We start from the raw sequence: 18,264 nt of genomic DNA on the forward strand, positions 1-18,264 counted from the left end.
GAACTTTTTTATCGAAAGTTGTTATCTTTTCTCGTGTTTTGTCGTCGTTCTTGGCGACAAGGAATAATCTATCACATCTAAAAATAGAATACAAGAGCTTTTTGCTAGTTTATCAAAAAAACTTTGGACAATGAAACAGGGCCTCCATAAACAAGAGGCCCCTGCTTTCCTTGTATGAAGCTTATTGCGCCGTATATCCGCCATCAATTACGACGGCCTGGCCGGTGATGCCCTGCGCTTTCTTGCTCGCCAAAAACGCAGCGTAGTCGGCGATTTCCTGCACCTGTAACAGCCGCTTTTGCGGAACTAATGGATAGATCACTTCTTCCATGACCTTTTCCAGCGGCACCTGTCTCGTTTTGGCCAGATCAGCCAGTTGGTTTTGAACCAGAGGCGTATCGACATACCCTGGGCAGATCGCATTGACGGTAATGCCGTCTGCAGCCCCCTCCAACGCCGCCACCTTGGTCAAGCCGATTACTCCATGCTTGGCGCTGTTGTACGCAGCTTTCCCCGCAAAGCCGATCAAGCCGTTGATGGAAGCCATGTTGATGATCCTCCCGTAGCCCTGTTGTTTCATCACGGGAAAGGCGTGCTTGATCGCGATAAACGGCGCTGTCAGCATGATGGCGATCATCTGCTCGAACTTGGCCGTAGGAAACTCTTCAATCGGCGAGACAAACTGAAGGCCTGCGTTGTTCACCAAAATATCGAGCTTGCCGAAAGTTTCCACGGCTTGCTGGATGCTTTTTTGTATCTGCTCCTCGTTCGTGACATCGGCACTCAAGCTCATCGCCTCATAGCCTTCCTCTTGCAAGCGGGCAGAAGCTGCATCCGCAGCGTCCCGGTTCAAGTCCAGCAGCATGACTTTGGCGCCCTCTGCCGCAAACGTCCGGGCAATCTCAAGCCCGATCCCGCTCGCTGCTCCTGTTACCAATGCCACTTGATTGTTCAATAGTTTCTCCATATGGTTTGTCTCCTCTCCGGCATGCTGTCTATCCCCGTCCATGCGGGATGTTATGTTGCGAACCTAGAAAATGGAAACAGCGAAGGCCAGTATAAATACGGCGGCTGTTTTCAAAATGGTGATGGCAAAAATGTCCTTGTACGACTGGCGATGCGTCAAGCCGGTGATGGCGAGCAGCGTGATGACCGCTCCGTTGTGCGGCAGCGTATCCATCCCGCCGGAAGCCATGGAAGCAATCCGGTGCAACAGCTCTGGACTGATCCCGGCGGCGTTGGCCATCTCCAGGTATTGCTTGCCCATGACCTCAAGTGCAATCGACATCCCGCCAGAGGCCGATCCGGTCACACCTGCCAGCACGTTTACCGCTACAGCCTCCGAGACGAGCGGATGGTCGCTCGCACCCAAAATCCAGTCTTGAATCAGCTTGAAGCCAGGCAATGTTTTCACGACGTTTCCAAAGCCAACTTCGGACGCTGTATTGAAGATCGCCAGCAAAGCACCCATGGCTGCTGCGGTCAAACCGCTTGCCAGCTTCGTTTTGACCTGCTTCACGTTAATAAGCATCGCTGCAATGATCCCCAGGCTAAGAGAAATAATCAGTGCCCAAGACGACACGACGTTTTTCACTTTTTCAATTTTGAACGAATCTTTGAGCATCGTAGCGTCATACCAGTTTTCGACCGTCCAGATGCCACGGCTGAACAGGTAGTTGCCGACGAGCACGAGCGCCAGCGGAAGAATCGCTACCCAGATGTTCATGTACGTTTCGGTTTTCACCAACTCCGGCTCGTTCGAATGTCCTTCGCCATAGCCTTCTCCGGCGGCAGCCGCCTGTTTGCGTCTGCGTTCCAGCCACGCCATCCCGCCGACAAAAACGATGATGGCGCCGATAATCCCCACAACCGGAGCCGCATAGGCGTCCGTACCGAAATACGTCGTAGGAATGATGTTTTGAATTTGCGGCGTTCCCGGCAAAGCATCCATCGTGTAGGTGAATGCCCCGAGCGCAATCGTTCCCGGAATGAGGCGCTTAGGAATGTTTGCTTCACGGAAGATCGCTGCGGCAAACGGATAAACGGCAAAAGCGACGACGAACAGCGACACCCCGCCATACGTCAAAATCGAACATGCCAGAACGACTGCCAAAATCGCCCGGTTGGAGCCAAGCGCTTTCACGATCGTATGCGCGATCGACGAAGCGGCACCGCTCAGCTCCATCACTTTTCCGAAAATCGCACCAAGCAGGAAGATAGGAAAAAATGATTTCACATAGTTGGCTGCGTTGGTCATGAATGTTTCCGTGTAGCTGGGCAGCAGCGCAATTCCCGACATCACGACTGCCAGCAGCGTAAAAATCGGGGCAAAGACGATAACAGGGTAGCCCCGGTACGCGAAAAACATCAACAGACCAAGCGCGATCACGATGGACAACACTTCAATAATCATACAATTCTCCTTTCGAATGGCCCTCCGCCTGGAGAGCATAGTGTGTGTACCCACCAAAAGAAATCGCTTACATCCTCTCTTGAATTGCATGGATCGTGCCAACGTGGGCCAAATTCCGACAAATCGCGATCAGACGCGGCTTTGCGCCAAACGGACAGCAACAGTAAAATGATAGCGCTTGCAAAAACTTCCGGATTTCCGGAAAAACGCGTCCGCATTTATGGAATCTAGCAAAAATCACCGCGAAATCCATCTGCCCGAAAAGTCAAAACCTTCTGCCGCTGTCCGCCTTCTCTCTTTTTCTCTTTCCGGAAACGCGGAATCTAGCAAAATGCGACAAGGGACGACAGTTAGCACACCACCTGGCTCCGTCCAGCTTTCTCGCGTGAACGTCGCCTGCCCCTCCAGCCCCTCCGGCCTCCACAGCGACAGCGCCTCTCTCGATCAAAAAAAGCCGGGACCGCGGCTTGTCCGACATGTCCCAGCTTCTAAAAGCACTGCCTTTATTTCTTCTGCTGATACTTCTCCCACTTTTCATAAAAGCTGGACTTGCTGATCTGCAAAAGCTTTGCCGCCTCCAGCTTGTTGCCTCCGGCCTGCTGCATCGCCAGCAAAATCGCTTCCCGCTCCGTCTCTTCCACCAACTGCTTGAGCGGCCGCAACTCCCTGCCGGACGGAGAAATAGCAGCAACTGGCGCGACCTCGTCAGAAGCCGGCAGCCAAATGTGCTCCTTTTTCAGCACATCGTCCTCCACCAGATGCAGCGCCCGCTCCAGCACGTTGCGCAGCTCCCGTACATTTCCCGGCCAGGAATAGCCGCGCAGCACCGTCCACACGTCTTCGTCGATCACCTTGACCGTGACGCCCGTGGACTCGCTCAGTTGTTTGAGCAGGTTGGAAACAAGCTCCGGCAAATCCTCCAGCCGCTCTCGCAGCGGAGGAATCGACAGGGTGACTACGTTTAAGCGGTAGTACAGGTCGGCGCGGAACTTGCCTTCCTTGATGCGCTGCGGCAAATCCAGGTTGGTAGAGGCGATGACCCGCACATCAATCGGCGTCGTCCGCACGGCCCCGACCCGCTCCACTTCTTTTTCCTGCAGCACCCGCAGCAGCTTGGCTTGCAGCGGCAGCGGCATGTCTCCGATCTCGTCCAGGAGGATCGTTCCGTGATTGGCCAGCTCGAACTTTCCTTTTTTCCCGCGGCGCACTGCTCCGGTAAACGCTCCCTCTTCATAGCCAAACAGCTCGGACTCCAGCAATGAATCAGGAATCGCCGCACAGTTCACGCGGATGAACGGCCCCATCTTCCGCTTGCTCTGCGCATGAATCGCATGGGCAAACAGCTCCTTGCCCGTGCCGCTCTCTCCGGTAATCAGCACCGTCGAATCGCTCGTCGCCACCTTTTGGGCGAATTTTTTCAGCTCCTGCAGCTTTTGATTGTACCCGACGATCTGGTCAAAATGATAGGTCGCCCCCATCCTGCGCCGCAGTTCTTTTTTATAGTAAGTCAGCTCGTCCTTCAACTGATCGACCATTGCGGCCAGGGCAGTCAGCTCTTGCACATCCTGAAACAGCACCGTCCCGAGCACGGCAATGACCTTGCCCTCGTCCATGATCGGGATGCGGTGGGCGATCATCTTCTGCCCTTTGATTTGCTGGATATCCGCAATTTCCGCTACGCCCGCCTGGCCGACGATATGCATGCGCGTATTTTCGATGACGTCCGTCACTGGCTTGCCGATGACGTCCTGCACATTCAAAAATTCCCGATAGCTCCGATTCATCAAAAGGATTTTGCCGTCCCTGTCCGTCACAATCATCGGCTCATGGGCATTCTCGAAGACGACCTCGAGCAGCTTGCTGATTTGCTGGAGATTCAAATCCAACACGGCTCCCCCTTTGCCTGGAATATCGCTGTGCCGAACGGTCGTTCACAGCTCGTTACTTATGAATTATAGCAGGAGACATCAGGGGAAGCCTGCCTTTTCCCGCGAAAAGCACCCACAAGCCCGCTCTACTGTGCCTGCGCGTTCGCCTGCACCTGCTTGACCAGGCGCTTGGGGGCTGCGCACAGATAGCCTTCCAGCAAATAGTCGGCGAGCATGTCGTAGTCCGCGATATTTTTGGCGCGGATGGACACCCAGCCATGATGGCCGATGTAAGGCGTCTTGTAAAAGTGCTCCTGCGCAAGCAAAATTTCCTGCGTCGTCTTGAGCACCTTGAAGGACAAGGCTGGCCCGTCAGCACCGCCCTCGCCCATAATGACAAACGGCTTGTCGCTTACCCGAAACGACGTGTGCCCAAAACCATCCACCTGTTCCGTTACCTCCGGCAGACGGACCGCCAGCTTTCTCACGGCCGCTTCCATAGCCAGACCTTCCTTAGATGAAATCCGCTCATGCGCCACCTGACCGCACCCCCGCTCTTTTTTCCAATGCTCTGGCTCAAGCCTCGCTCGCGCCTGGGACAAGGCCAGAGCATTTGCCGCTACCGCAGCACACGCTGCCAACCTCATGCAGCCTCAATATGATCCAATCTGTTCTGCATCAGCTCCGGCCTTTCCTTCTTTCATGCGATACAGCGGCAAAATAAAGCTCAAGCCGATAATGAACAGCGCTGCCGAAATCGTATAGATCGCGACGAGGGGAAGGTGCAGCTTCAACACCCCGGCTATACTCATCATGATGACCATAGAACCTGTAAACAGCGGGGTCAAAATCCCGTTAACCCGCCCGATGAAGGAGCTTTCCGTATATTTGAGCAGCATCGTATTGATCCCGATCTGGATGCACGGCAAAAGCAATCCAGCAACCAGTTGGGCCAAAAGCGTCAGCCACAGATGCGTAGACACCCCGCAAATGCCCAGGGCAACTGCGTTCCCTAGCATGCCCATGACGAGCAGCCTTTGCGGCGGAACGTTTTTTGCCAGCGCCATCGTCAGCGCCCCTCCTACAATCATGCCCACACCTTGCACCATCAATAGCCATTGCAGGCTTTCTTTCGGCAGATGGAGCTGTTCTGTCACCAGGAAAATCGCCAACGGCTGCACCATCCCAATGCCGAGCCCTGCTGCCATGAAACAGGCGCCAAGCAGCGACAGCACCCGGTTGGAGAGCACGTAGCGGATTCCGCTCGCCATTTCCGCAAGCAGAGCCGAGTCTTTCTTCTCCTCTGTCTCCACGCGGTCAGGCGGCAGCAGGTACAGCACGCCAGCAGAAGCCAGAAATGCGATGGCCGTAATGACCATAGATGCTTCCATTCCCCATTGCTGGAACACGAATGTGCCGACAATCGGGCCGAGCACCATGAAAATGGCAAAGATCGTCTGATAGGCGGACATCCCGGCTTGCAACTGCTCAGCAGGCACATGCAGCTTGAACAGCTTCATCCCTGACGGCTGGGAAAACTGGGAGAGCACAGCCGAGATCAGCGTAGCGAAGAAAATCGCCTTCCACGTTCCGAGCATAAACGTGATGAGCACCGCGACCACCGACAAGGCGCTGAGCAGATCGCACCAGACCATCGTCCGTCTCGGCCGCCAGCGATCAGCAAACGTCCCGGCGAGAAACGAGAAGAGGAAAATCGGCGCGTACTCCGCTACCGAAATCATGGACACGGCGAACGGGTCGCCTCCGGTATGGTCCATCACGTAAAGCAGGATGGCAAAGTTGCGCACCCAAATCCCGATTTGCAAAAACAGGCCCGACAACAAAATGGCCCTGACATAGCGGTTCTGCAGCATATTAGACATAAAAAAGCCTCCTTATCCATTTTGCGATCTGGACAGGAGGCATTACATACTGACACCAAAAAGACATAGAAACCTTCTGCAAGAAAGACAAAGGCTCTACCATCTATTCGCCAATATGCACATACTACTCCCATCCAAAAAACGCATCGTCATTATCCGATTGCTTTTGTGGAAATAGGAGTTAGTAGATCATTGGCTTGATGGTCACCCTTCCTTGTAGAATGATCCAAGAGTACCACAAAAAGTTATAACGTGACAAGAAAAAATCTGGAAATCTTGTCCTATGCTTTGTCTACAAATGTAATTCGCTCCGCTGCCGGAACGCGCGGCTGCGGATTGGGAATCGCCGCCGGGTAGCCGATGTGCAGGTTCCCCAGCACTCTTTCGCCAGGAGCAATGCCCATCGCTTCGCGAAATTCCGGCTCGTGAATCCACGGATACGTCTCCCAGGTCAGCCCGATGCCTTTTTCCCAGGCAAGCAAGCTGAAGTTGTGGATGACGATACTCGTCGAGGCAAAATCATCCTGACGCTCGATCAGGTTCGGGCTTTCCGTCATGATGACAGTCATTATCATCGGAATCGCCATGATTTTGTTGTAAAACTTCTCGCCTACTTCTTTCTTTTTCACAGGGTCCAGCTCACGTTTTTCCTTCATGATCCGCACCGCTTCGGCGATTCTTCTGCGCCCTTCGCCGTACGTCACGATAAAGCGCCACGGCTGGGTCATGTGGTAATTCGGCGCCCAAACGGCTGTGTCCAACAGTTCGGCAACCAGCGCCGGGTCTACCTCGCGATCTTCAAAGCGGTGAATCGAGCGGCGCTCCTTAATCAATTTTGCCAGTTCCATTTTTGTTCCTCCCTTTTCTCCCCTAAAGCCAGAGGAGCGCCCCTCGTATAAGTGGCGCTCTCTTTTTCGCTTTATGAAAATGGCTTTTTTACATGTATGCTACCTTCTCGCTCTGCTGAGCAGATAGAAGAAATACGGCACGCCGATAATCGAGATGACGATCCCCACCGGCAGCTCGACAGGGGTAAACACGGTCTTGGCGATAAAGTCTGCGGCCACCACCATCAACATCCCGATCATACCGGACAGCGGCAGGACGTGTCTGTGCGCAATCCCCGTCAAGCGCTTGGCGATGTGTGGCGCCATCAAGCCGACAAAGCCGATGCTGCCGGACACAGAGACGCACGCGCTGACGATCCCGATGCTGGACAGCAGCAACCGGTTGCGCTCTTTTTCTACCGACACCCCAAGACTTTTCACCGATTCCTCGCTAAGCTGCATCAAATCGAGTACGTGCGCCTTGCGCAAGAGGACCGGGGACAACAGGATGAGCCACGGAAGCATGCCCGTAATGTGGGTCCAGTTCGCATTCCAGATGCTTCCTGTCAGCCACACCGTTGCCATTTCGAAATCGTTCGGATTCATTTTCAGCGACAGGTACAGCGACACAGCGCCCAAACCTGAGCCGATGGCGATTCCGACCAGGATCAGCCGTTGCGGGTCAAGCGTTCCTTTGCGCCAGGCGAACATGTAGATCAGCGCTGCGGCGAGCAAGCCCCCGGTCAGACCGAAAAGCGGCATCGCCATGATCGAAAACCAGCTTGCCTCCGTAAACTTTCCTTGGAAGAAAAACATGAACGCTACAATCGCCGCACCTGCCCCGGCGTTGATCCCCAAAATCCCGGGGTCTGCCAGGCCATTGCGGGTAATGCCTTGAATGACGGCCCCGGCAATGCCCAGGCCAAAGCCTACCAAAGCCGCAATGACGATGCGCGGCAAGCGAAAATCGAAAATGACGAGATCGTGATCGGCGGACGGTTCGATGCGCAGCAAAGTGCGAACCACATCCATCACCGACATGTCGAACACCCCATTTGTCAGGCTGATGTAAATCGCCGCAACAATCAGGAGAATGTTCACTGTCAGCAGCAGACGAAACCTGCTTTTTTTCTCAGGCATGCTTGCCTCCCCCTCTCTTGTAAATCAGATAGAGGAAGAACGGTACGCCAATAAACGCAGTCACCACTCCGATCGGCGTCTCGAACGGGCTGTTCAGGAAGCGGCTGAGCACGTCCGCCAGCCCGAGGAAAACGGCGCCCAAGACGCCTGCGCACGGAACGATCCAGCGATAATCGAGCCCGACCAAAAAACGGGTGATGTGCGGAATAACCAGGCCGACAAAGCCGATTTTTCCGGCCAGTGCGACCGAAATGCCCGTGAGAATGACGACGGCCGCCGTAGCCAGCACTTTGACCAGCATCGTCTTTTGTCCCAGACTGAGCGAGATTTCCTCGCCCAGCGACAAAATCGTGATGGACTTGGACAAAAGCAAGGCCATGACAATGCCGACGACTGCAAACGGAATCGAAAGCGAGATCAACCCTGGCTCCAATTGGTGAAGCCGGGCGTTGTACCAGAAGCTGACGTTTTGCGAGACTTGAAAGTACGAAGCGATTGCCGCCGAGACACTGCTCAAAAATGTTCCCGTGATCGTCCCGATCACAGCCAACGCAACAGGCGAAAAACCGTTTGGCAGCAACCTGGACAAAGCAAGTACCATCATTACCGCTGCTGCCGATCCGGCGAGCGACATAAAGATCATCGTCGTGTTCGATGCAGCAGGCAACAGCACCATGCAAAGCGTAATGGCGAAAGCCGATCCGTCAGAGACCCCCATAATAGAGGGGGACGCGAGGTAGTTCCTCGTCATCCCCTGCATGAGTGCCCCCGATATTGCCAAAAACGCTCCGATCATGAGTGCGCCCAACACTCGCGGCAGGCGGGAGTGCATGATGATCTGGTGGTCCACATTCCCTTCGTCAAACTGGAAGAGAGCCTGATAGATGGTGTACGCGTCGATCTGCTTGGCCCCGTACAAAACGGAGAGCACGATCACGAGCACAATCGCTATGGGCGAAACCGCAAGTATGAGGATAGGTACTGCTTTTTTCGATTGCATGCGATTAACCTCGCCTACTCCTACTTGGCAGACAATTTTTCAACAGCGGCCTTCAGGAAGTTTACTTTACTCCAAGCTGTTCCGCCTTGTGCGAGCGGATCGACTACGTTTACGAATACTTTGCCGTTTTTCACAGCGTTGATGCTCTTCCAGATCGGGTTGTTTTGCAAATCTTCCAGAGCTTTCGGGTTGTCTTTGTTCTCGTCAGTAGAGAATTGGACGAAAATGTAATCCGGGTTGATTTCGCTGAATTTTTCCAGAGACACGACTTCTTGTGCCTTCGCGGCTTTTACTTCCGCCGGAGCTGTCAGGCCCAGGTCAGCATACAGGGACGGGTTGAAGAACACTTTTTCCGGATAGATGTTGATGCTGCCGCCACGTACACGGATCACGACGACTTTTTTGTCTTTCAAGCTGTCGCCCAGTTGTACTTTGGCTGCTTCTACATCTTTTTTATAGTCATCGATCACTTTTTGCGCTTCCGCTTGTTTGCCAGTCAGCTCACCCAGCAAGAGCAGGTTTGCTTCCCAGTTGGTAGAGATGTGGGAAACCGGGAAAGTCGTTTGGATTTTGCCCAATTTCTCCATCGTTTCTGGCGGGAATTTGCTGCTGCCCAGAATGACGTCTGGCTTCAGGGACAGGATGGTTTCCAGGTTTGGTTGGGTTTTCTCCCCGATGGATTGCGCTTCCCCGGTTACTGGTGCAAACATCTCCGGGAATTTGCCGCCGACGGAAATTGCCCCTACCGGTTTTACGCCGAGCACGAGCGCGTCTTCCATGGACTCCATGCTGCCTGTGATGACGATGCGCTCGGTTTTGCTTGGAACGGTGTATTCTTTATCGAGATATTTGAGCGTGCGCGTTTCCGCTTGGGTTGCCTCTGCTGCAGGTTTTTCTGCCGTTGCGGTAGTTGCAGCAGGTGCTGCGTTGTTGTTTGCAGCGTTGGAGTTCGCTGCTTGCTGTCCGCCGCACGCAGTCAGTGCCATTGCCAGCATGGCGACGCTAAAACCAAGATATATCTTTTTCATCCTTTGAAAAGCCCCTCTCACATATTTGTGTAATATTTGTGATTGATAACGATTATCATTCGTGATTATAAAGCATCTGCGTATCCTCGACCATGGACGATATCCAGAATCAACATGGACGATCTCCTGAAAGCAGCTTCACGCATTGATTGATAATCCGTTCATGGGCCATCGCCGAATATTCCCGCCACGGGTCTGACGTAATCAGATGCGTCCGATTGTTGCGGACGGCCTTCAAGTCTTGCCAATGCACCGACAGCTTCAGCAGCCGGAAATGCTCCAGCGTCTCTGCTTCCTGGCACACGAGCAGCAAAATCCTGTCCGGGTCAAGCGCTGCTACTTCCTGCAGCGTCACAGGCTGGTCGTACACCTTCGCTTGCGTGACGTAGGCGGGATTCATTTGCAGGCCGTTGTAAAAAACGTCGTTCATGCTGCGGTTGCAGTGCACTGCCAGCTCGTGTTTGAACACGCGCAAAATGAGGAACTTCTCGTCGCCCAGCTTTTGCCGCAGTCCTTCCCGCGCTCTGCCCAGCTTTTCGTCATACGCGGCGAGCCAATGCTCCGCTTCTGCCGATTCGCCCAAAAAATCGCCAATCATCTGCAACTGCTCCCGCCACCCCAGCGCTTCAAACGGCACAAACAGCGTCGGCGCGATCCGGCCAAGCTGCTCTCGCTCCTGCGCGTTGGCCTTGTCCAAGGACAGGATGACGTCTGGTCTGGCTTCCTGCAGCATCTCGATGTTCGCCTTCCAATTTTCATTTTGGCGAAAGGCGCTCAGATGGACGGGAATGTCGTAGCGGTAGTTCTGATGGTAATAGGCCGTCCATTTCGGGTGGAGCGGCGCCGCGTACGGAATCATCTTCAACGCGAGCATCTGGCCGATGAGCGGCGACCTGTAGGCGGCGATTTTGCGATTGCGGCTTTTCATATAAACAGTAGGAGAAACGCCCACTTCCTTTTTGAACTTGCGGCTGAAGTAAAACTCGTCGCTGTAGCCTACCTGGTGCGCGATTTCCCGCAGCTTTGCGTGAGATTGCGCCATCAGTTGCTTCGCCCGGCTGATGCGCAGCTCGGTGACGTAGTCCATCGCGGACACGCCGTACGTTTTTTTATACAAGTCCACAAAATATTTCGGGCTTACTTCCGCGATGCGCGCCAACTGCTCGATCGTAATGTTTTGCGAGTAATGCTCTTCCATGTAGGCGCGGGCCCGCTCCAGCGCCGTAGCAGAGTCCTGGGCAGTAAAATCGACGGACTTCGCGATGTGGTACCACAGCTCCTGAAACAAAATCTGGCTGCGATAACGGTCGATTCCCCCATCCTGCTGCCACTGCTCCGCGATCGAATCGCAATGCATGACAAGCTGCCCGGCGGATCGGACGGAAACCTCGCCCACCAAAGGAAACTCGTGTTCCTCCCGCAAAGCGCGCAAATGTCTTTTCCGCTTTCTGGACTCCATAAAAACATCGAAGCGCAACACGTACATCCGCAGGTCGTCTACGGAGTCCGGGTCGATGCCGAAGGTGCTCATCGGCGGGCAGACGTAGATGGCATCCTGACGCAGTTGATGCTCCACGTTTTCCAAACGCAGGCGTCCTCGCCCCCCGGTGACGACCAGCAAGATGTGCGCGTTCGTAAACTGCTGGCGGAGACGCTCATGCTCGTCCCCTTTTACCCAGGCAATATCGCGAAGCTTGAAAATGACATCCGCCATCACATGCTCTGTAAACTCCTGAAACAAGGCTTGCCTATCGCTCATCATTGTCACACCTTTTGCCTTACGGAATAGTTCACAACGGACTGCTTTTATGTAAAAACGAATCGTTTCTTTAATTATTCATTTTGATAATAATTCTCAATATCGTGCTAAAAGTATATCAAAATAGGGCCGAGCTTCCTATCTTCAATTATTAGCAGCGCCCGAAATGAAAAAAGCTCCACCTCCAAAAAGGCCGAGCTTTTCCGTCGCGATATCAGGCTTCTAGCGGGTTGCTCACCGTCTGCCTGCCTCGCTCATGTACTTCATGATTTTGATGAAGTAATGCTGGGTTTCTTCCGGGGCGAGCGTCAGCCACTGCTTGCCCCCCTGGCGAACGGCGTGCCAGACGTGGTTCAGCCCCCAGTTGTACGCAGCCAACGCCATCGGCAGATCGCCGTCAAATTCATACAGCATCTCCTTGATGTACATGGCGCCGCCCAAAATGTTTTGCCACGGATCCGTTCGATCCACGCCGAGTCCGCGGGCGGTCCTCTCCTTGAGCTGCATGATCCCGAGCGCCCCCGCCCTGCTCATGCCTGCATTTTGGCCAAAATCAGATTCCGCATAGGCGATCCCGTAAAGCAGCAGCGAATCGAGCTGAAACAGGCGGGCTGCCTTATCCAGCCACTTCTTTATTTTCGGAAGTTGCTCCCCGTCCTCTGCCGTTCTATGCGGAATGCGCAAAATTTGACCGACATGAAGCACGTCGGAAACGAACCGGTTTGCCTGCTGAAGCGCTCCGATCGTCGTGCCGTGCGCACAGGCAATTTGCCACAGGCTTTCTCCCGACTTGACTGTATGCCGTGCGTCGCTCACGCAAAGCGGCTGTCCCGGACAGCCATGCTCCCCGGCACCAGGCACGCAATCGGCCGCATCGGAAGCCAAAATCCCTTCCTCCACGAGCGTGCGAAGCATAAATCGCGCGCGTTGCCCGTAAGTATGAGAACGAGCCGTCCGCAGTCCGTGCGCCTGAAGCGTTTTTCTCTCGTCTGGCCTCTCCAGATAGTGCCGGAGCAAATCCACTGTCTGTATCGGCGAGGACGATGCCAGCATATCATGGCCGGGAGTAAAAATACGCCTCAGCCCGATAGAGTCGCGCGCGAGCAGCAAACTGCCGCTTCCTGCTGCTTGCAGCATCCGCTCCGAGATTGGCTTTTCTAAAGACTGCACCTCGATGACGATATCGGCTTGCCGATAGACCTGCCGTGCCTCCATCCGGCCTGGCTGCTCCACAATCCAGTCGCGCGGAATGTTCAAGCCAAAAATAGGCTTCATCTGCCCCCATTCCTTGCCGTAAAAACGGACGGGAATCCCCAGCGCCAGCAACGGCCAGATGAGCGTGTGCAAAGAACCCGCGAGATCGTGCTCCAACTGATGCCGATACATGTACGGGCAAGCTGGAGATACGACTGCCACAGGCAGGCGTGGGCCGTTCCCGCTCTCGCCAGGCTGATACAACTGCTCGTCGTAGCCGAAGTCCATATGCGCAGCGCGGATTCCGGCCTCCCGATAGACCAAAACCGTTTCCGGCGAGACGGTAAAGACAAAATCAACCTGCATGCGCAGCGCGACAGGCAGTGACCAGATGTGGACAAAAGCCGGGTCTTCCTCCGCCCAGTAGACCAAGGGCACCTGCGCCTGCTTGATCTGCTCGCACAAGTACGCTTGCTGCGTCAAGGTCAGCTCTGGCCCCCAGCCTGTCATGACGATGAGGGACGGCCGAAACGATTGCAACAACGCAGGCAGATGCCGCTCGGTCAACAGCCCGGAAATCAGCACCTGATGGCCGGCGTCGTGAAACCCGTACGGCAAACCGTGAAGGAGCGCCTGGCACTTTTCCAAAAACAAAATTCTCATGTGCTCCCTCCACCACGTCAGTTTGCTTTTACTGCTGTCGCTCCCTGATTTTCAAATATTGATCGACGTATATATCATAGGAAGTCAGCCCGTTTTCCTTCATAATGTGCTCGATGGTCACGCCGTAAGCCTGGGCAATTTTCCACAGCGTATCGCCGGGGCGGACATCGTGCACCTCGTACCGCTCGCGAATCAGGTCCGCGTACGAGATCAACTGGCCTTGCCCTGCCGCAGTGGCGAGCGTTTGCGGCAAAAGCCCTTGCTCTTGCAGCACCTGCACCATGTAGTCGGCGCGATGCTGATAGTTGGCGTGGCTCACAGCCCGTCTTCCCTGCTCGCGGATTTCTTTTCGCTTCTCTGGATGCTGCAAGTAATGCTCGATGATTTGCAGCGTATCTGTGGCAGAAGCAGCCGCGACCAGTTCTTTTCCGGACGTGAACATGCTGCGGACGGCCTCTGTATCCTGGGTGACGAGAAAACCGCCCGAGCCTAAAATCTCATATGTCCGCTGTGTGAACTGCGTCTCGTAGTTTTGCAGGCCGATCATGATGTCTGCCGAGCTGTAGACTTTGTGGGCATCCGGGTAAGACAAATAGCCGTGAATCCACTCTGATGGAATGTCCATGCCCAAATACGGCTTCATTTTATCCCAGTCCCGCCCGTAAAAGTCGATGCGCATGCCCTCGTGAAGCAGAGGGCGAATCAGTGTAAACAGCGAAACAAGCCGATAATGGCCGCTATACTGCTCAAATACATGCGGATAAGCGTTGGCAACAACGGCGATGGAGGTGCGATACGCCTCCTCGGCCGGAACGGGACAATGGATGCTGGAGTGAAATCCGAAATCCATGTGTGCCGCCTTGATCCCCCGCTCCGCGTAATAATCCAGGCGCTTTGGGCAAATGGTAAAGACGAAATCGGGCTGCACTCTTTGAATAAGCGGCATCGTAAAGCTCTCTGTAAACGTAGGGTCTTCTGTCGCCCAGTAAACGAGCGGCACCTCTGTTTGCCGGACATGCCGAAAAATCCAGTCCAGCTTGACGGGTGTCTGCTCCGGCCCCCAGCCGATCATGACGATCAAATCCGGCTGAAACTCTCCCAGCATCTCGGGAATGTTTTGCTCCGTCAGCGGCCCCGAGATCATCACATCGTGTCCAGAGTCGCGAAACCCGTTTGGCAGCCCGTGAATCCACATCGGATGACTTTCCAAAAACAGTACGCGCATTTCCTCACCTCGCCGTCCTTCCTTCTGTTTCCACCCGATTACGGTTTACGTCCTTTTTGGTTTGGCAAATGCCTGCAGCTTTCCAAGCCCGTACTGGATGAGCTTTTCATTTTGGCTGTCAATGCCGTAAAAGAGCGTCCAGAAGCTGATGGTCTTGACGTAAAACGTTGTGATCCGCTCCAAAAATCTGGCGTCAATCTCCCGGGTGTAATGGCTCAGCACTTTTTGGGTAAAAGCCGCGCCGTACGCCCGGTATATGCCGACAAAATCATAGGCAGGGTCGCCTACCCCCATCGCTCCGAAGTCGATAATCCCGCTCAGTTGCCTTTTTTCAAAGTCGTAGAGCAGATGCTCCGGCTTCAAGTCGTTGTGCAGCAAGGCCGGCTTGAACCGGAAGTAGTCCGGGTTCGCCAAAAACGACTGAAAGGTTTGCCGGGTCCACCGTTGCAGCTCGACAGGCATGTAGGAAAAAGCCTTCCGCTCGATCCGTGCCAGAAAGTTCTCGTAAAAGAGCCGGGTCAACCCCGGATCAATCGCCTTGTCGAACGACTTTTCCAGCGGGTAGGCATGCAGACCGCTCAGAAAGCCGCCAATCGCCTCCGCTACCTTCTCTTGCTCCTGCCCGGACAGCCCGTTCATCTCTTCGCGGTAAAGCGGCTTGCCGAAAATCATCGGATAGCCTACGTACTTGATGTCGTCGGTCGGCGCAGAAGAATAGACAAACTGCGGAATCGCCACAGGCACCATCGACTCAAGCTGTGGCAAAATTTGCGTCTCCCGGCTGATAATCGCTTTGGCTTCTTCGGTCTTGGGGAAGCGAAAAATCATTTTTTCTCCCACGATGACGACGAAATTGCTCCAGCCTGTATCGTCCACCCGGAATGTTTCGTTACGTAGCTCTGGATATCGCTCTTGCAGCAGCTTGCGCAAAGGCTCGAGTTGCACACGAAATACGCCCCTTTCCAGACTGCGTTCTAACTCAGTTGATGTATTGTATGACTTGGCTCACGAAAGGCAACGATAAAAAAGCCCCTAATGAAGCCTGCCTAGCAACATTTGGGGCTTTGCCGATATAGATGTGCTCATGGAAAAAAATTTTTTAACAATACTCAGCAAATATAGTATAATGGTGATAATGATTTTCATTTTCGTAAAAATTCATACTAGAGAGATTGTTACACATAAATGGCGGGTTGTTTACTCACAAAAACATATATAGAGAAAGGGAGGATTCTATGGAAAAAGTTTTGGAAGTAAAGGACTTACACGTGTCTTTTGATACGTATGCAGGTGAGGTAAAAGCGGTGCGGGGGGTTTCCTTCGACTTGCACAAAGGAGAGACTCTGGCCATCGTGGGCGAGTCCGGCTCCGGAAAATCGGTTACCTCGCAAGCTCTCATGCGACTCATCCCTTCTCCTCCGGGACGTATTCCGAAAGGACAAGTCCTGTTCGAAGGAAGAGATTTGGTCACCCTGTCGGAAAAAGAAATGCAGGACGTTCGCGGCCGCGATATTTCGATGATTTTCCAGGATCCGATGACCTCTCTCAACCCGACCATGACGATCGGGAACCAAATCATGGAGAGCTTCATCAAGCACCAAAAGCTGAGCCGTTCCGAAGCGCGCACCCGCGCCGTCGAGCTGTTGGAGCTGGTCGGGATTCCGTTCGCAAAAGAACGCGTCGATCAATACCCGCACCAATTCTCCGGCGGGATGCGCCAACGGATTGTCATTGCGATCGCCCTCGCCTGCAATCCTAAAGTCATCATTGCCGACGAGCCGACGACCGCGCTCGACGTGTCCATTCAGGCGCAAATTTTGGAGCTGCTCAAAGACATTCAGAAAAAAATGGGCACCTCGATCATCTTCATTACCCACGACCTCGGCGTCGTAGCCAACATGGCTGACCGCGTAGCTGTCATGTACGCGGGAAAAATCGTCGAGATCGGAAAAGTCGACGAGATTTTCTACGATCCCAAGCATCCGTACACATGGGGCCTGCTCGGCTCGATGCCTAGCCTCGATACGGACGACGAAGAGCTGATGTCTATTCCTGGCTCCCCGCCAGACATGTTCAAGCCGCCTGTCGGCGATGCGTTTGCTGCGCGCAATCCGTACGCCCTGAAAGTCGATCTGGAATACGAGCCGCCGATGTTCAAAATTTCCGACACGCACTATGCGGCAACCTGGCTGCTGCACGAAATGGCTCCACAGATCGACCCGCCCGCTTCTGCTGTGCGACGCAAGACTGCTTCTGCAGAGGCGAAGAAAGTCGAAAGCCCGCGTCCGAAAGCAACGATCTCGTACGACCAGCGCGAGAAGATCGTGGAAGTCAGAAACTTGAAGCAGCATTTCGACCTTGGCGGCGGACAAGTCTTGAAGGCTGTCGACGGCATTACTTTTGACATCTACAAAGGCGAGATTTTCGGACTCGTAGGCGAATCCGGGTGTGGAAAATCCACTACGGGCCGGACGATCCTGCGCCTGTATGACGCCACTGACGGCGAAGTGCTGTTCAAAGGCAAAAACGTCCACGGCAAAAAATCAGGCGAAGAGAAAAAATGGCTGAACCGCAAAATCCAGATGATTTTCCAAGACCCGTATTCGTCCCTGAATCCTCGTCTGACTGTATCCGATATTATCGCGGAAGGTCTGGATATCCACAAGCTCGCTACTAAAGAGCAGCGCATTGCGAAAGTACATGAGCTTTTGGAAACGGTCGGTCTCAACCGCGAGCACGCCAACCGTTACCCGCATGAGTTCAGCGGCGGGCAGCGCCAGCGCATCGGTATCGCGCGCGCTCTCGCAGTCGATCCTGAGTTTATCATTGCCGACGAGCCGATCTCCGCACTGGACGTATCCATCCAGGCGCAGGTCATCAACCTGCTCAAACGTCTGCAAAAAGAAAAAGGGCTGACCTATCTGTTCATCGCCCATGACCTGTCGATGGTGAAATACATCAGCGACCGCATCGGCGTCATGTACCGCGGCCGCATCGTCGAGTTGGCGGAAAGCAACCGCCTGTACGAAAATCCGATTCACCCGTACACCAAGTCCCTGCTCTCTGCGATTCCTTTGCCAGACCCGGATTACGAGCGCAACCGCAAACGAATTGTGTTCGACGATCAGGAGTACCTGCAAAACCAGGACGAGGAAAGAGTGCTGCGGGAAATCGAGCCAGGCCACTATGTCGCCTGCACCCAGAAAGAATTTGAACGCTACGGCGGCGGCGTGCTGGTGTAAGACTCGTGCAAAAACGTGCAAA

General features: G+C 54.1%; 14 protein-coding genes. 1 reads left to right on the forward strand and 13 read right to left on the reverse strand.

Features of this window, described 5'->3' with window-relative positions:
* Positions 1–181: 181 nt before the first annotated feature.
* The 13 genes from AC3WQH_RS19675 to AC3WQH_RS19735 form a co-directional block, all read right to left on the reverse strand.
* Complete coding sequence (locus tag AC3WQH_RS19675; RefSeq protein WP_005832572.1) at positions 182–967, reverse strand: 3-hydroxybutyrate dehydrogenase; 786 nt, start codon at positions 965–967, stop codon at positions 182–184.
* A 63-nt stretch (positions 968–1,030) separates the two neighbouring features.
* The gene (locus AC3WQH_RS19680) at positions 1,031–2,413 is read right to left on the reverse strand and encodes a GntP family permease (RefSeq protein WP_005832570.1); all 1,383 of its coding nucleotides are present in this window, start codon (positions 2,411–2,413) and stop codon (positions 1,031–1,033) included.
* 503 nt (positions 2,414–2,916) lie between these two features.
* A complete protein-coding gene (locus AC3WQH_RS19685) occupies positions 2,917–4,299 on the reverse strand; it encodes a sigma-54 interaction domain-containing protein (protein ID WP_492332217.1) in 1,383 nt (460 codons plus the stop codon).
* Positions 4,300–4,427: 128 nt separating this feature from the next.
* On the reverse strand, positions 4,428–4,820 hold the full coding sequence (locus AC3WQH_RS19690; protein WP_197187049.1) for an MmcQ/YjbR family DNA-binding protein: 393 nt from the start codon (positions 4,818–4,820) through the stop codon (positions 4,428–4,430).
* 114 nt (positions 4,821–4,934) lie between these two features.
* Complete coding sequence (locus tag AC3WQH_RS19695; protein WP_007779357.1) at positions 4,935–6,164, reverse strand: MFS transporter; 1,230 nt, start codon at positions 6,162–6,164, stop codon at positions 4,935–4,937.
* A 281-nt stretch (positions 6,165–6,445) separates the two neighbouring features.
* Complete coding sequence (locus AC3WQH_RS19700; protein WP_026558561.1) at positions 6,446–7,012, reverse strand: nitroreductase family protein; 567 nt, start codon at positions 7,010–7,012, stop codon at positions 6,446–6,448.
* A 99-nt stretch (positions 7,013–7,111) separates the two neighbouring features.
* The gene (locus AC3WQH_RS19705; protein ID WP_007779360.1) at positions 7,112–8,131 is read right to left on the reverse strand and encodes a FecCD family ABC transporter permease; all 1,020 of its coding nucleotides are present in this window, start codon (positions 8,129–8,131) and stop codon (positions 7,112–7,114) included.
* A complete protein-coding gene (locus AC3WQH_RS19710) occupies positions 8,124–9,131 on the reverse strand; it encodes a FecCD family ABC transporter permease (protein ID WP_005832560.1) in 1,008 nt (335 codons plus the stop codon). Before AC3WQH_RS19710 ends, AC3WQH_RS19705 begins: the two co-directional genes overlap by 8 nt.
* Before the next feature lie 20 nt (positions 9,132–9,151).
* Positions 9,152–10,159, reverse strand: a complete 1,008-nt coding sequence (locus tag AC3WQH_RS19715) for an iron-hydroxamate ABC transporter substrate-binding protein (protein ID WP_309479543.1) — start codon at positions 10,157–10,159, stop codon at positions 9,152–9,154.
* Between the two features lie 109 nt (positions 10,160–10,268).
* Positions 10,269–11,918 (reverse strand): ABC transporter substrate-binding protein, encoded by a 1,650-nt coding sequence (locus tag AC3WQH_RS19720; protein ID WP_492332218.1) that lies wholly within the window; start codon positions 11,916–11,918, stop codon positions 10,269–10,271.
* 234 nt (positions 11,919–12,152) lie between these two features.
* Positions 12,153–13,775: a DUF3880 domain-containing protein gene (locus AC3WQH_RS19725; RefSeq protein ID WP_492332219.1), complete on the reverse strand. Its 1,623-nt coding sequence runs from the start codon at positions 13,773–13,775 to the stop codon at positions 12,153–12,155.
* 28 nt (positions 13,776–13,803) lie between these two features.
* On the reverse strand, positions 13,804–15,000 hold the full coding sequence (locus AC3WQH_RS19730) for a DUF3880 domain-containing protein (RefSeq protein WP_005832688.1): 1,197 nt from the start codon (positions 14,998–15,000) through the stop codon (positions 13,804–13,806).
* 45 nt (positions 15,001–15,045) lie between these two features.
* Positions 15,046–15,945 (reverse strand): phosphotransferase family protein, encoded by a 900-nt coding sequence (locus AC3WQH_RS19735; RefSeq protein WP_025847193.1) that lies wholly within the window; start codon positions 15,943–15,945, stop codon positions 15,046–15,048.
* A gap of 290 nt (positions 15,946–16,235) precedes the next feature.
* Here AC3WQH_RS19735 and AC3WQH_RS19740 point away from each other — a divergent pair, with 290 nt between their 5' ends.
* Positions 16,236–18,242, forward strand: a complete 2,007-nt coding sequence (locus tag AC3WQH_RS19740; RefSeq protein WP_122952420.1) for an ABC transporter ATP-binding protein — start codon at positions 16,236–16,238, stop codon at positions 18,240–18,242.
* Positions 18,243–18,264 lie beyond the last annotated feature (22 nt).

It is taken from the genome of Brevibacillus sp. FW301-21C12A (assembly GCF_058788915.1).

Excerpts from the sequence above, each read along its gene's own strand:
- AC3WQH_RS19740 (WP_122952420.1), top strand. The coding sequence starts at position 16,236 with ATGGAAAAAGTTTTGGAAGTAAAGGACTTACACGTGTCTTTTGATACG.
- AC3WQH_RS19680 (WP_005832570.1), bottom strand. The coding sequence starts at position 2,413 with ATGATTATTGAAGTGTTGTCCATCGTGATCGCGCTTGGTCTGTTGATG.
- AC3WQH_RS19715 (WP_309479543.1), bottom strand. The coding sequence starts at position 10,159 with ATGAAAAAGATATATCTTGGTTTTAGCGTCGCCATGCTGGCAATGGCA.
- AC3WQH_RS19710 (WP_005832560.1), bottom strand. The coding sequence starts at position 9,131 with ATGCAATCGAAAAAAGCAGTACCTATCCTCATACTTGCGGTTTCGCCC.
- AC3WQH_RS19730 (WP_005832688.1), bottom strand. The coding sequence starts at position 15,000 with ATGCGCGTACTGTTTTTGGAAAGTCATCCGATGTGGATTCACGGGCTG.
- AC3WQH_RS19705 (WP_007779360.1), bottom strand. The coding sequence starts at position 8,131 with ATGCCTGAGAAAAAAAGCAGGTTTCGTCTGCTGCTGACAGTGAACATT.
- AC3WQH_RS19675 (WP_005832572.1), bottom strand. The coding sequence starts at position 967 with ATGGAGAAACTATTGAACAATCAAGTGGCATTGGTAACAGGAGCAGCG.
- AC3WQH_RS19695 (WP_007779357.1), bottom strand. The coding sequence starts at position 6,164 with ATGTCTAATATGCTGCAGAACCGCTATGTCAGGGCCATTTTGTTGTCG.
- AC3WQH_RS19720 (WP_492332218.1), bottom strand. The coding sequence starts at position 11,918 with ATGAGCGATAGGCAAGCCTTGTTTCAGGAGTTTACAGAGCATGTGATG.
- AC3WQH_RS19700 (WP_026558561.1), bottom strand. The coding sequence starts at position 7,012 with ATGGAACTGGCAAAATTGATTAAGGAGCGCCGCTCGATTCACCGCTTT.
- AC3WQH_RS19725 (WP_492332219.1), bottom strand. The coding sequence starts at position 13,775 with ATGAGAATTTTGTTTTTGGAAAAGTGCCAGGCGCTCCTTCACGGTTTG.